Source organism: Myxococcus llanfairpwllgwyngyllgogerychwyrndrobwllllantysiliogogogochensis (assembly GCF_006636215.1).
In the GTDB taxonomy this organism is placed as follows: Bacteria; Myxococcota; Myxococcia; order Myxococcales; family Myxococcaceae; genus Myxococcus; species Myxococcus llanfairpwllgwyngyllgogerychwyrndrobwllllantysiliogogogochensis.
Map to the genome: position 1 here is coordinate 1 of NZ_VIFM01000286.1, position 13,818 is coordinate 13,818.

11 protein-coding genes and 1 pseudogene are annotated in these 13,818 nt (G+C 69.3%); 5 read left to right on the forward strand and 7 right to left on the reverse strand.

All coding sequences use genetic code 11. The features are described 5' to 3' along the window. Both FJV41_RS41450 and FJV41_RS41455 read right to left on the reverse strand, forming a co-directional pair. The coding region (locus FJV41_RS41450; protein WP_141648152.1) for a serine/threonine protein kinase at nt 1–1,633 on the reverse strand (1,633 nt) is incomplete at its 3' end. Nucleotides 1,634–1,715: 82 nt separating this feature from the next. Next, a complete protein-coding gene (locus tag FJV41_RS41455) occupies nt 1,716–3,647 on the reverse strand; it encodes a lipase maturation factor family protein (RefSeq protein WP_141648153.1) in 1,932 nt (643 codons plus the stop codon). Nucleotides 3,648–3,792: 145 nt separating this feature from the next. Between FJV41_RS41455 and FJV41_RS41460 the strand changes: the two genes are divergently transcribed. Beyond that, the gene (locus tag FJV41_RS41460; RefSeq protein ID WP_174464838.1) at nt 3,793–4,449 is read left to right on the forward strand and encodes an MBL fold metallo-hydrolase; all 657 of its coding nucleotides are present in this window, start codon (nt 3,793–3,795) and stop codon (nt 4,447–4,449) included. 33 nt (nt 4,450–4,482) lie between these two features. On the opposite strand, the gene FJV41_RS41465 is transcribed toward FJV41_RS41460, so the two are convergent. Both FJV41_RS41465 and FJV41_RS41470 read right to left on the reverse strand, forming a co-directional pair. After that, the gene (locus tag FJV41_RS41465) at nt 4,483–5,280 is read right to left on the reverse strand and encodes a hypothetical protein (protein ID WP_141648155.1); all 798 of its coding nucleotides are present in this window, start codon (nt 5,278–5,280) and stop codon (nt 4,483–4,485) included. Further along, a complete protein-coding gene (locus FJV41_RS41470) occupies nt 5,273–6,169 on the reverse strand; it encodes a dimethylarginine dimethylaminohydrolase family protein (protein WP_141648156.1) in 897 nt (298 codons plus the stop codon). The genes FJV41_RS41465 and FJV41_RS41470 overlap by 8 nt, the downstream gene beginning before the upstream one ends. Before the next feature lie 127 nt (nt 6,170–6,296). Here FJV41_RS41470 and FJV41_RS41475 point away from each other — a divergent pair, with 127 nt between their 5' ends. Continuing rightward, on the forward strand, nt 6,297–7,994 hold the full coding sequence (locus FJV41_RS41475) for a GTPase (RefSeq protein WP_141648157.1): 1,698 nt from the start codon (nt 6,297–6,299) through the stop codon (nt 7,992–7,994). Between the two features lie 183 nt (nt 7,995–8,177). Here FJV41_RS41475 and FJV41_RS54880 read toward each other — a convergent pair. Next, nucleotides 8,178–8,630: pseudogene (locus FJV41_RS54880) on the reverse strand (M23 family metallopeptidase); the annotation flags it as partial. A 342-nt stretch (nt 8,631–8,972) separates the two neighbouring features. Here FJV41_RS54880 and FJV41_RS41485 point away from each other — a divergent pair. The 3 genes from FJV41_RS41485 (at nt 8,973) to FJV41_RS41495 (ending at nt 12,337) form a co-directional block, all read left to right on the forward strand. After that, the gene (locus tag FJV41_RS41485) at nt 8,973–9,647 is read left to right on the forward strand and encodes a TetR/AcrR family transcriptional regulator (protein ID WP_141648158.1); all 675 of its coding nucleotides are present in this window, start codon (nt 8,973–8,975) and stop codon (nt 9,645–9,647) included. Between the two features lie 21 nt (nt 9,648–9,668). Next, nucleotides 9,669–10,568, forward strand: coding sequence for a sterol desaturase family protein (locus FJV41_RS41490; RefSeq protein WP_141648159.1), 900 nt, complete (start codon nt 9,669–9,671; stop codon nt 10,566–10,568). A 179-nt stretch (nt 10,569–10,747) separates the two neighbouring features. Next, nucleotides 10,748–12,337, forward strand: a complete 1,590-nt coding sequence (locus FJV41_RS41495) for a glucose-6-phosphate isomerase (RefSeq protein WP_141648160.1) — start codon at nt 10,748–10,750, stop codon at nt 12,335–12,337. Between the two features lie 52 nt (nt 12,338–12,389). On the opposite strand, the gene FJV41_RS41500 is transcribed toward FJV41_RS41495, so the two are convergent. Together FJV41_RS41500 and FJV41_RS55035 are read right to left on the reverse strand one after the other, a co-directional pair. Then, nucleotides 12,390–13,421: an alpha/beta fold hydrolase gene (locus FJV41_RS41500; RefSeq protein WP_141648161.1), complete on the reverse strand. Its 1,032-nt coding sequence runs from the start codon at nt 13,419–13,421 to the stop codon at nt 12,390–12,392. 227 nt (nt 13,422–13,648) lie between these two features. After that, on the reverse strand, nt 13,649–13,795 hold the full coding sequence (locus FJV41_RS55035; RefSeq protein WP_368773775.1) for a helix-turn-helix domain-containing protein: 147 nt from the start codon (nt 13,793–13,795) through the stop codon (nt 13,649–13,651). Nucleotides 13,796–13,818: the final 23 nt, after the last annotated feature.

The window sequence follows — 13,818 nt, forward strand, 5'->3', positions numbered from 1 at the left end:
ACACGTGTATAAGAGACAACACCAGGACCGCGTCGAACTCCAGGCCCGCCCTCGACACGGGTGCGGGAGACAGCCCCAGTGTCTCCACCGCGCGCAGCAACTCCAGCCCACAGCGCACCGCGCGCAGCGGGTCGTCTCGACGCGACACCGGCAGCCCGAAGGCGAGGCTCCAACGAGACTCGGTGAGCTGCACCACTTCGGCTTCGTGTCGCTCGGCGATGGAGGCGACGAGGTCCAGCAGATGGCCCACCGCCTCCATTCCCTCCTCAGGCCCCAGCGCTCGCCGCAGCGCCTCCGCGCCCTCCACCTCCACCGTGACGATGACGAGCTTGCGCCGGAGCGTGCCCGCCTCTCGCCCCCGCATCCTCACCGTGGCCGCTGGGGAAGCAGCGTCGGGCGCCTGGGCCTGCAGTGTCGCCGTGGTGGCGGCCGGGACGTGCGGCTCCGTCGGGGGAGCCTCCGGGTCGATGAGGTGTCCGGAGGTGACCTCGGACACCTCCGAGGCGGGCGCCATCCCGGAGAGCCCGCTGCGCGTCTGGGGCTCAGAGGCCGGGTTGAGCGCGCTGCCGCAGTGAGGACAGAAGCGACTGGTGCCACTGGTGGACTGGCCGCACCGGGGACAGGTCACACTGGAGCCTGTCGCACGCGGCAAGAGGCTGCCCAGGCCCACGGCCGACTCGCGCATCCTCGCGCGGACCACCTCACCCACCAGTCGCTCGGTCGTCGCGGAGACGCCGTCCTCGGGCTTTCGAGGGCTCTCGTCCAGGTACTGCTGGAGCGCGCGTGCGACGTCGGCGCAGCGCTCGAAGCGCTGCTCACGCGGCTTGGCCAGCATGCGCAGGATGATGTTCTCCAGGAGAGGAGAGACACCATCGACGAGCATCGACGGCTTGAGCGCGGGAGTCAGGGCGATGCGCCGCATCGCCTCCGCGGGATTGTCCGTCTCCACCAGCGGGCGGTGCGTCACCAACTCCCACAGCACCACGCCCAGCGCGTACTGGTCACTGCGTCCGTCGAGCGGCTGGTTGCGCACCTGCTCGGGTGACATGTACCGCAGCTTGCCCTTGAGGATGCCGGTGCGCGTTCGGGTGGAGCGATTGCTCGCCTTGGCCACGCCGAAGTCCACCACCTTCGTCACGCCATCCAGCCGCACCATGATGTTCTGCGGACTGATGTCGCGGTGGACCAGGTCCAGCGGCACGCCCTGGACGTCCACGGCCTGGTGCGCATGGTCCAATCCGAGCGCGGCATCACGGATGATTTCCGCGCACACCGCGGGGCTCAGCGCGGCACCCGAGCGCGACGCCGCGCGCGCAAGCCGCCCCAGGTTCTCTCCTTCGATGTACTCCATGGCGATGTAGAAGGTGCCCTCCCACTCGCCGACCTCGAACACGGAGACGACGTTGGGATGGTTGAGGCGCCCCGCCACCCGCGCCTCGTCGAGGAACATCTCCAGCGAACCTTCCTGCTCCAGCAAGTCGGGCAACAGGTTCTTGAGGATGACAGCCCGCTCGAAGCCGCTGACGCCCACCTGTCGCGCCAGGAAGATTTCGCCCATGCCTCCCACGGCGAGCCGACTCAGCACCGCATAGCGGCCGAAGACGAGAGGAACCGAGCCGCGGGCGGACATCATCTCCCTCGCACCGTAGTCAGTGGCCCCGGGCTCCCGCCAGTTCCCTACCCGCCCTTGCGGAACATCTGACACAGGGTGTCGTTTACACCCCCGGCGCGAGCCACCTCAGGCGCGGCATGCTGCCCGTGGGACGAGGCCCAGACGCCAGGGCCAGTGGCTGGACGTAGAGGCCCCGTCGCTCTCGCGTCCACCACGCTCCCGTGCGCCGACGCTCCTCCGCTCCTGTCATCCGGTAGTCATGGAGCACCGCGCGAACCTGCCGGGGCGGCGCGTCCGGGAAGGGATTGCGCTCGAGCAATCCCAGCACCTCGGGAGCGCCTTCCAGCAGTCGAGCCAGGAAGGCGATGAACCAGCTCGGCGGCGAAGAGAGCGCGGCGAACCACATCTGCCAGTCGAGGCGGGGTTGGTGCGGGGCTACCTGCCTCGGCGGCTGGTCGACGTCGCTCACCTTGTAGCGGAAGCGATAGGGCTCCCAGTGCTCGCCGTCGTTGGACCCTTCGACGACGATTTCCGGTCGCTCCACGGTCATCACGCTGAACAGGCCATAGCGATTCACGGAGCGCAGCGGGCGCGCGCAGCCGTGCAGCCACGTCAGGGGACGGAGCACTTGCTCCGGGAGTCGTGCACCTCGCTCGAAGCGCAGGAGGATGTCGGCGGCGCCGAGCAGGAGCAGCGGCGTGAGCAGGACTCCACTCCAGTGCGTCCGCGAGCGCGCCGGAGGAGGTGGGCTCTCGGGAAGGAACGGGAGCATTCGTCGCAAGGCGGCGTCATCGAGCAGCCACACTCCCAACGCCAGGGACTGGAGATTGAAGAAACCGTAGTTGCCCGTGGCGGCGATGGCGGCCTGCAACGCGGAGAAGGCTCCGAAGGCGAGCTGCCTGGGTCGACGGGGTGTGAAGACGAGGAGCGGCACACCGGCTTCCAGCGCGAGCACCATCGCTGTCGAAGCCTTCTGGAGTGGCTCGGGCAGGTGGTGTGCGTACCAGCCGCCGCGCGTGGGCAGGGGCGCTGTCTCGTAGTAGTGCCGACAGGCCGTCAGCTCGCGCCACGTCCTGTCCCCCGACTGCCACTTGCTGACACCCGAGCCGAAGTAGAGACGGAACACGAGCAGTCGGAAGAGGAACACGTCCAATGCACCGGGCGACGCACGGCCCAGACCCGGGCGCAGTCCAGGCGGAGCGGTGAGCGCGGACAGCAGACCCATCTCCAGCAACAGGACGTCCCACTGGAACGAGAGGAACTCCCGGCCCACCGCCGCATAGGAGAGATACAGGCCCCACAACAGGGCCAGCGCGCTGCGGGGCGCGACGTTGAAGAGGACCGCGAGGGAGAGGAGCTGACCCAGCGTGCAGCCCCGCACCAGCGTCGCGTCCGAAGCGCCGAACCAGAACACCGTGGGCAATCGTCGCCAGCGCTCGCGCGCGGGTTCGGCCTGTCGCCGTTCCTCGCTGACCAGGTCCTTCACGGGGCGGATGCCTCGCGAGCCGAACAAACCCAATACCTGTCCTCGCAAGGACGTGAAGGCGATGAGGAACGTGCCTCCCATCAACCGGAGGAAGAGCCAGCGCACCTGGCGGAGGTCTCGCGGTGCCACGGTGCGCCCGAAGAGCCAGCGGTCCACCCGTGATGCCGCGCGACGATTGCGAGCGATGACGCCGTAAGCGGCCTGGGACAGGCCCAGCACTCCGGGCAGCAGACCCACTCTCGCCATGCCGCGCGTCAGCCAGCGGGGCGACCGGGTAAGCGCGCGGAAGACCGCCTCCGCGCCTTGCGACACGCGGCCCGAAGGCTCCACGAGCTGCGTGGCGCGACGCATGTTCCGTCGCGGAATGCCGAGCAGCAGGAGGAGCCAACTACGGCCTGGGAGGAAACGGACGCGGCCTTCGGTGCGCCATGCCCAGCGCGCCACCCAGCGGCGACAGAAGCCGCAGTCGGCGTCGTAGAGCAGCAGCGGTGGCGGACGCGTGAGCCGCCCCCGGGCGGCGACACGTCCGTGCGTGTGTGAACCCACCATGGCTGAAGCATGGAGTCGGCGGGTGGAGTTGGCCGCCCCTTGGCACGGAGGCGGTGGCCGCTCCGGGGCCGGGGTGCCGAGCGAGCAAGCGCGGCATCTCGTGGGAGGCCCTGGACATCGGAGCGGGGTGCCTAGCTTTCACGGCATGAGCGAGCCGAAGGGGAAGGCAAAGCGACTGGTCGAGGTGGCGCCTGGCATCCACCACTGGACCTTGAATGACAACCGCATCGGCGGCACGCGCAGCGATGCCTACGCGGTGGTGGATGACGATGGGGCGGTCATCCTCATCGACCCGCTGCCCATCGACGAAGCGGTGCTGCGGGGACTGGGTGACATCTCCGCCATCCTGTTGACGGCGGGGAATCACCAGCGTTCGGCGTGGCGCTTCCGCAAGGCGTTCGGCGCTCCGGTGTGGGCTCCGGAGAATGCATACGGGTTGGAGGACAAGCCCGACTTCATCTACGTGGCGGGCGACACGCTTCCGGGGGGACTGCTCCCGTTCCACACGCCCGGTCCCGCGGTGGCCATGTACACGCTGTGGATGCAGAAGCATCCGCGAGGCATCGCCTTCATCTCCGACCTGTTGACCCACGAGGGCAACGGCACGCCGGAGTTCATCCCCAGCGAGTACCAGGACGAGCCCCTTCGCACCCGGCAGAGCGTCCAGCGCATCCTGGACCACCTGGCCGTCATAGACATCGTCTGCTTCGCGCACGGAGAGCCCATCCTTTCGGATGGCGCGAATGCGCTGCGGCGTGCGCTGCAGGAAGACATGGACGCTCCCGCCGCGCCGTCGCCCTGAGACTGAAGTCCCCGAGTCACCAACGAGGACGGCTCAGTGCGCGCCCTCGCGAACCAACACGTGGCCGTCCTGGACACCGGGCGGGACGAGGTACAGCGCCTCTCCCGCTTCCGCGCGGTCCAGCAGTGCGCTCAGTGCCGGCAGGTCCGTGACGGCGATGCGCCGCGTGGGCTCCAACGACAGTCGACGCTCCATCGCCTCCGCCACGCGCGCGCCGTCGGATAGGTCCGTCTCATACACGAACGTCCGCTCGCCGTACTCGTGGCCTCCGGGAACACGGCCCACCAGTCGCAAGGGCCCCAGACGCGCGTGGACTCGCACACTCGGATTGTCCCACTGAGCCACGCCACGCAGCCGAGTCGCACGCAGCATGCGCAACGTCAGCGTCTTCACCCAGGCCCCCGCCCCCGTCCCCGGCAGGAAGCTCAACAACGACACGCCGATGAACAGCCCCGGCGTCATCGACGGCGCCGCGTAGTACGCCGCGCCGATGGCCGGCTCCTCATCCGCGAGCCCCAGGTGCGCGCGCAGCTCCGGCTTCAACATCCGCGCGGGACAGCGCAGCAATCCAATCGCTCCCGGCATCAGATACAGATCCGACAACACCCAACGCGGCACCCCAATCCCGCCAAAGGCGAACTGGTTCAACGCCAGATACTGCGTCGCCAGCTCCAGATTGCGCTCAGCGGGCAGATACGTCGCCGGCAACCCCAAGGGCGACAGGTCCATCGACTCCGCGTGTTCACCCGCGCCCAGTGCCATGAGCGACACACCCGGATGCTCGGAGAAGAATGCCTCGGCCTGCCTCGCCAGTGCTTCGGTGTCACGCATCGGCTTCGATGTCCTTCGCCACGGCTGACAGTCTCGCCTCGTCCGGAATCCTCACCGCGCCGTCGTCCACCCACGCCCGCGACACGAGACAACGCGAGGAACCTCCGCCCTTCTCACACAGCTCGCTCATGTCGAGCGACACCACACCCATCCCCAACGCCTCCACCCGCGCCTTCACCGACTCCGGCACCACGGACGGCGCAAGCAAGTCCCTCCCCACCGGCAACCCATTGGTGGCATAGCGACGAATCTCCTCCTCCGTCACTGTGAGCAACCGCTGCTCACCGAAGCGCTCGCGCAGCAGCGCATACGACTCGGCGGCGATGACGTCCGGACACACCAGCATCCGGTCCACGGCGGGCAACGGCAGCAAGGCCATGTTGCCGTGAAACGCGGGCTCACGAACCCGAACCCGCACCACCTCGCCCGGAATCCAGCGCGACGCGGCCTCCAACCCCTCCAGCGTCGTGCGCCCACCCCAGAACAACAACGTGGCCCCGTCGAAGTGCGCCACGTCGCCATGGGCCTCCCAGATGCCCTCGCCCGGCTCCACCACCTCGAACCCCATGCGCCGCGCCAATGAAGCCCAGTGTTCCTTCTCCGCCTGACGGTGCGCGCTCATCATCCGAGGCAACACGAACCCCGGCGCCGCGCCCTCGCGCGCGACCACCTGGCCGCACTCCGCCGCGTACGGCATGCCCGTCAACAGCTCCGACGGCGACGACAGCGCCACCACCGTGCCGCCACGCGCCTCGATGGCCCGCGCCAGCTCCAGCCACTCACGCCGGGCCTTGCGCGCATCCACCTGCCCTGCCTCGCGACTGCGGAAGTTGTTCCGCCCTCGCAACGCCCAGCCTCGCCCCGGGGGCGACATGAGGAAGAGTTCCATGACCCCTCCGCTTCTACCCCTCCCCCACGCATGACCGCCACACCACGTCCCGCCATTGAACGCTGGCGCACGCCTCGTCACATTCGCGCTGGCCCTCCGCACGACGCCAGGACAGGCTGCCCCTCACGTGGACGAGACGAGCCTGCCCGAACCCGAAGCCCTGCGGTCCCTCTTGAAGACCGCCCTGGAACTGCCACCGCTCCAGCCGCATGCGGCGCGGTTGGAGCGCCTCGTGGACGACTACGCGCGCGGCGTCGCGAGCAGGGACGCTCCGCTCGCCGTCGCGCTCGTGGGCGCCACCGGCGCGGGGAAGTCCACCCTCCTCAATGCCCTGGCCGGACAACCCCTGTCCCGCGAGGGCGTGGACCGCCCCACCAGCACCGCCGCCACCGTCTTCGCCCCGGAAGGCGCCGCGGCGGACACCCTCGCCCAGACGGGCGCTCGCGTGGCGCGGTACGTGCCCGGCCCCCAGGCCCTCTGGGGCGGACAGGTGTTCATCGACACCCCCGACCTCAACAGCGTGGCCACCACGCATCGCGACGTGGCTCGCGCCGCGCTGGAGCGCGCGGACGTGGCGCTCGTCGTCATGCACCGGGGCAGCGTCGCGGAGGCCACGCAGGTGGAGTTCCTCGCGGAGTTCGCCCGCCGCCGCGCGCTCGTCTTCATCCTCAACTTCGCGGACGAGCTGTCACCGGAGTCTCGCGACACGCTCAAGGCACAGGTGCGCCGCGTCGCCGCCGAGCAGTTCGGCCTTCCCCCTCAAGACGTCCCCGTCTTCGCCATCAGCGCGCTGTCCGCCAAGGAAGGCCGCGACGTGTCCGGCGAGTTCGGCCCGCTGCTCTTCCACCTGCGCGGACTCGCCACCCAGGCCATCGCCGCGCGCGTGCGACGTGGCAACGCGATGGGCGCCTTGGAGGAAGTGTCCACCCGCGTGAAGGCCGCGCTCGACGAGACCGATGCACTGCTCGCTCGGACTCGCGCCGCGCTGGACTCCGGCCTTGCGAAGGCCTCCGACGGACTGCGCGAGGACTTCGACGCGCGACTGCGCCTGGCCCACGGACACCTCGCGGCGGAAGTGCGGCGACAGGCGGGAGGCCGCTTCTGGGGCCCGGCGGCGTGGGGCCTGCGCCTGTCCCTGTGGGGCGCGAGCGGCCTGGGCGCGGCGGCGCTGGTGAGCCGACGCAGCCTTCCCGCGGGACTCGCGGTGGCGGCGGCCTCCACGGTGGTGGACGCGGTGCGCGGACACACACGCGCGCGGGCCGCGGAAAGCGCGGTGATTGAGCCCTTCGACGACGACTTCGGCGTGGAGTCCGCGGCGCGCACCGCGCTGGCCGAGGCGCGCAGCGTGGCGCGAGCCGGAGGCCTGGAGCCGTCGGTGCTCGGCGTGCCGGATGTGGACGCGATGCTGGAGGAGGTGCGCGCGGCTCGGGCCGCCGCGTGGCGCTACACGGCGACGACGGGCGTGGCGGAAGCGGTGGCGGGCTGGTGGCGCACCGCGCGCTGGCTGGTGCTGCCGCTCATCAACCTGCCGCTGCTCGTGCTGCTGGGACACGTGGGCTACCGCGTGGTGCGTGCCTACGTGGAGGGCCCCCTGTTGCCGCTCGACTACTTCGTCAACGCGGGAGCCCTCTTCGCGCTGCTCGCCGGAGCAGGCGCGATGCTGGCCTCAGCGAGTCTCGCTGGGGCCGCTCGCCGTGCGGGCGCCGGCGGGCGCACGCGCTTCGTCGAGGCCCTGGCCACCCTGGGCGGGCGGCTGGGAGAGGCCGTCGATGATGGCCTTCGCCCCGGGCGGGAGGCCGCGCGGCGCATCCTGGCGCTCCGGTGACATGGACACCACCGGCTGACCCGGCGTGTGCGAGCCCTCCGTCGCGGCCATGAGCGTGTCGCGACCGGACTCTCGGCAGATGGGCGCGGCCACGCGCGTCTCGCGCACCGGGTCTCCATAGCCAGCGATGCGCGCGGGCACGGACGGATTGTTCCAACCCTTGCCCACCTCACGCGCCACCTTGAAGTGCAGGTGCGCGCCACACGCCCAGCCGGTGGAGCCGGAGAAGCCGATGAGCTGCCCCTCCTTCACACTCTCGCCGGGCTTCACCACCACGGCGCTGAAGTGCAGGTACTGCGTCTCCAGCCCGTCCCCATGTGAGAGGACGACGTAGTTGGCGTAGGGCGCGAACTTCTCGTCGCACCCGCCCTTCGTGCTGTCGCCGCGAGCCAGCCGCACTACACCTTCACGCGCGGCGACGATGGGCGTGCCTTCCGGCATCCGGAAGTCCCACGCAAACGTGTCGTTGTGTTGGTGACTGCCTGTGTCGTGTCCCTGGCTCACCGTGTGGATGCGCCCACACGCGAACGGAACGCCGACCTCGGGCATGTCGCCCACAGGGGAGGCAATCGAGTTGGTAACCGCTGGCGCCGTGGCCAGGAGGGAGCCGACAAGGAGAGCGGAGGAAAGGTTCATATCGGGCCGGCGGACAACGGAGACAAGTGGCAGGGGTATTTCCTGGACCAATTATCTCGCGCCCGCGCGGCCTATCACCAGGGACCCCATGGCCCGCTCGCTCGTCCGTGGGGCCTGACGCCCTCGCCGTCGAGTGACGAGGCCGCCGCCAGCGGGCGGGCACCTGTCTCCTCGCCTGCTCGACGAGGCGCCGCGAAAATGCCAGGCGAGCCTCGCGCGGACGACGGTGCCCTCGTGTCTCACCTGCGCCACCGTGGGTGGCACCGTGGATCACCCTCCCTCACCAGCAGCCGCGACATAGTGACTGGTCACTCATTAACATCGGAGTTATGCTTTCGGCAGATGGCCGTGAAGAGCGCATCCCCTACTGAAGGGCCACCCCGCCCTCCCCGCCGCACGCAGCAGGAGCGCCGCGAGACGACGCGCCGCAAGCTGCTGGACGCCACCATCGACACGTTGGTGGACGCGGGGCACGCGCGCCTGACGACGGTGGAGGTCGCGAAGCGAGCGGGCGTGTCCCAGGGCGCGCTCTTCACGCACTTCGATACGAAGGAGGAGCTGCTCGCCGCGGCGGTGGAGCACCTCTTCCCGCGAATCATCCAGGACTACCTGGCCGGTGTCGGCGCGCGGCCGTCGAGCAAGGACCGCATCGCCTCCGCCGTGGACATGTTGTGGGCCGCGTACCAACGGCCGGAGCTTCAAGCGGCCATCGAGTTGTATGTGGCCGCGCGCACGGACACGGCGCTCCAGGTGGCGCTGGCCGCGGTGGATGGGCCACACCGGGAGAACCTGCACCGGGTGGCGCGCGAGCTGTTCCCCGAGGCGGCGACCGCCTACCCGGAGTTCGACTCCGTGGTGGAGCTGGCGCTGGACGCCGTGCAGGGCGCGGCCGTCGGGGGAAGCGCGCGTCCGGATGACCCGGCCCACCGCCGCATGCTCGATGCCCTCACCCGCTTCATGCGCAGTGCTTTCTCTCCACCTTCGACACGTCGACCGCGCCAACGCCACCGCTCCTGAGCATCACGATGGAGGTGTCCCATGGACGCCGTACACATTCCCGACCTCATCACTCCCGCCATCCCCGTCTTCATCCTGACGGTGGTGGCCGAGGCGCTGTGGGTAAAGAAGCTCCGTGACGAAGGCCGCGAGGTGGCGGGACACACCCTGAAGGACTCGGCCGCCAGCCTCTCCATGGGCCTGGGCAACGTGTTCATCAACGTGGTCTGGAAGGGCATCGCCTTCGCCGGCTACCTGGCGCTCTACAACCTGACGCCGCTGCGCGTGGGCACCGGCATCCTGGCCTGGGTGCTGCTCTTCTTCGCGGAGGACCTCTGCTACTACTGGTTCCATCGCGTCCACCACGAGAGCCGCTTCTTCTGGGCATCGCACGTGGTGCATCACTCCAGCCAGCACTACAACCTGACCACGGCGCTGCGGCAGACGTGGACCAACCCCACGGGCTGGGTGTTCTGGGCGCCGCTGGCGCTGCTCGGCTTCTCCCCGGTGATGATTGTCGTCCAGCAGTCGGTGAGCCTGCTCTACCAGTACTGGATTCACACCGAGGCCATCCACAGGCTGCCGCGTCCGCTGGAGTGGGTGCTCAACACGCCGTCGCACCACCGCGTGCACCACGCGTCCAACCCGCGCTACCTCGACAAGAACTACGCGGGCATCCTCATCATCTGGGACCGGCTGTTCGGCACCTTCGAACCCGAGGGTGAGAAGCCCGTCTACGGCCTGACGAAGAACCTCCAGACGTACAACCCGCTGCGCATCGCGTTCCACGAGTTCTTCGCCATCGCCAGGGACGCGATGAAGCCGGGCTCATTGAAGCAGCGACTGAGCTACGTCTTCCGCAATCCCGCGTGGAAACCGGATGAGCGAAGCGCGCCGCCCGGAAGCCCTCCGGCGACGGAGCCGGTGCGCCCTTCCGCCTGAGGTGAAGACCCTCCAGGGGTGCCCCTGACTCCCTCGGGAGTGGGGGGTGTTGAGCACTGCGCCCTCCCCGGGTGTCGAGTCCTCGCGTCGCGCGCGTGTTCGGCTTCCCTCACGCGAGCGGAGGCGCTAAGCCAGCCGGCACTTTTTTCGCGCGAGCACCCCCAGGAGGAGGACGAGTCATGACCGAGCGTGAGCTGTGGGAGCGGTACCAGCGGTATCTGAGCGTCGTCCCGTCGCTGGGGTTCTCCCTCGACGTCTCGCGCATGGGCTTCGCCGCGGACTTCCTGGAGCGGATGCGTCCGCGCCTGGAGGAAGCCTTCTCCCAGATGGAGGCGCTGGAGAAGGGCGCCATCGCCAACCCGGATGAGAACCGCCGCGTGGGCCACTACTGGCTGCGCGCCCCCGAGCTGGCCCCGGAGCCCGCGCTCTCCAAGGACGTCACCGACACGGTGGCCGCCGTCCACGCCTTCGCGCGCGACGTGCACGACGGGAAGCTGAAACCGCAGAAGGCGCAGCGCTTCACGCATCTGCTGTTGGTGGGCATCGGCGGCTCGGCGCTCGGACCGCAGTTGGTGGCGGATGCGCTGACGTCGCGGGACGACAAGCTGCGGGTGTCTTTCTTCGACAACACGGACCCGGATGGGATGGACCGGGTGCTGGGACAGCTCGGCGCCCAGCTGGCCGAGACGCTGACGGTGGTCATCAGCAAATCCGGCGGCACGAAGGAGACGCGCAACGGCATGCTGGAGGCCGAGCGCGCCTATGTGGAGCAGGGGCTCACCTTCAGCAAGCACGCGGTGGCCGTCACGGGCGCGGGCAGCGAGCTGGACGTGCACGCGCAGAAGCAGGGTTGGCTGCGCACCTTCCCGATGTGGGACTGGGTTGGCGGACGCACGTCGGTGATGTCGGCGGTGGGCCTGCTGCCCGCGCGGCTCCAGGGCCTGGACATCGACGCGATGCTGGCGGGCGCCCGGGAGATGGACGTGGCGACGCGGCAGCGTGACGCGGTGAAGAACCCGGCGGCGCTGCTGGCGCTGATGTGGTTCCACGCGGGCGACGGCAAGGGCCTGAAGGACATGGTCATCCTGCCGTACAAGGACCGCCTGCTCCTGATGTCGCGATACCTCCAGCAGCTCGTCATGGAGTCGCTGGGCAAGGAGAAGGACCTGGACGGCAAGGTGGTGAACCAGGGCATCGCCGTCTACGGGAACAAGGGCTCCACGGACCAGCACGCGTATGTGCAGCAGTTGCGCGAGGGCGTGCCGAACTTCTTCGCCACCTTCATCGAGGTGCTGAAGGACCGCGACGGCGAGTCGATGGAAGTGGAGCGCGGCATCACCAGCGGGGACTACCTGCTGGGCTTCATGCTGGGCACGCGCCGCGCGCTGTTCGAGAAGGGCCGCGAGTCCATCACCCTCACGGTTCCGGACGTGAGCGCGCGCACGGTGGGCGCGCTGACTGCCCTCTACGAGCGCGCGGTGGGTCTGTACGCGAGCCTGGTGCACATCAACGCGTACCACCAGCCGGGCGTGGAGGCGGGCAAGAAGGCGGCGACGAGCGTGCTGGAGCTGCAGAAGAAGCTCACGGCGCGCCTGCTGGATGCGCGTGCATCGGCGCGTTCGGCCGAGCAGCTCGCCAACGACATCGGCCAGCCTGACGAGGTGGAGACGGTGTTCAAGGTGCTGGAGCACCTGGCGGCCAACCCGGGGCGCGGCGTGCAGCGCTCGGGTGGCGCGAGCCCCTCCGAGGCTCGCTTCCAGGTGAAGTAAAGCGCACCGCGGCAGCCCGGCGTTCATCCGCGCCGGGCTCTCGCGTGTCGCGTCAGCCCACGCCCCAGAGGCGACGCGCCTCCTCGGCGATGAGGTCCGGGTACTCCTCGGGGAAGAAGAGCTTCGCGCCGGGCACGCGCCGCACACCTCTCGAGGCGCCGAACGTCTGGTCCAGGTAGTCGGCGCTCGACTGCGAGAAGATGGTGTCGCCCGTTCCCCAGAGGATGCGCGTGGGCACGGTGCACTTCTGGAGCGCCGGCCCGATGCCCGCCAGTGCATTGGCTTCGAGCCCGAGTGTGTACGCATGCGCCTGCGCCTTGCCGCGTGGCGAACGCACGAGGGGCGCGAAGTAGTACTCGATGGCCTCGTCCGTGGGCTGGGAGGGATTCGAGTAGCACATGCCCCCGAAGCCCTTCTCCGAGCGCGCGAGCGCCTTGTCCGCGAGCCACGGCGCAAGCCACGCATCCACGTATTCGCCCTTGCGTGCCATCTCGATGACGGGCAGCACCGCTGCGGGAGGGCACTCACTCTCCACATCGCAGTTCGTCAGCAGCAGCGTCCGCACGCGCTCCGGATGCCGGGTGACGAGGAGCTGCGCGATGGCGCCTCCACTGTCGTTGGCGATGACGTCGACCGACTTGATGGCGAGCCTGTCGAGCAACTCGACGAGCATGTCCACCTGGGCCTCGGGCACGTAGCTCTGCCCCTCCGCGACCTCGGTGTACCCAAGCCCCATGAAGTCAGGAGCGACGCAACGCCGGTACGGCGACAGCCGCTCGATGGCGCCGCGCCACTGGAAGCTGTTCAGCGGGAAGCCATGAAGGAACAGCGCGGCCTCACCCGTGCCGCGTTCGACGTAGGCGATTCGCCCGAAGCGACTGTCGAGGTAGCGCCGGGAGGCGTGGTAGGCCGCCGCGTCCAAGGTGCCACCCTGTTGCGCGGAGGTCCCACCGGTTGCGCGAGGCATGCAGCCGGAGAGCGTGCTGGCCGCCAGGGCTCCCGTGGTGAAGGCGAGGAACTCCCTGCGACGCAGTCCGTGCGTCACTACGGGGTTGCGGGGCAATGCGAAGTCCTTGGAGCTCATTCCCGAAGTCATTTCCTGAAGGGGTGTGGGGCGCGGCGGGTGTGATGCCGTGCAACGGCGGGACTTGTAACCAGATGACCCCAAGGCCACTTGGTGAAAATTGCGCACGGGACGCACGCGCCCATGCGTCCCGGAAATGGGAACGCTGGGGTTGCCCCTGGACCGCCGGCTGGGACTTTGACCTAGTACCTCGGCACAGAGGTTCTGACCGATTGGTTTTGAGCGACTCAGCGTAGGACGGGCAGAAGTTCCGGGGCCAGCAGCAGTTCGATGCTGCGGGCCTGTCCGGCGCTGCGCCGGATGAGCCCCCGGCGTTCAAGCTCCAGCACCATGCGGTGGACGGTGGGAGGAGTGGTGCCGAAATATCGCTGCATGTCGGCTTCGGCGGGAGGGCGCC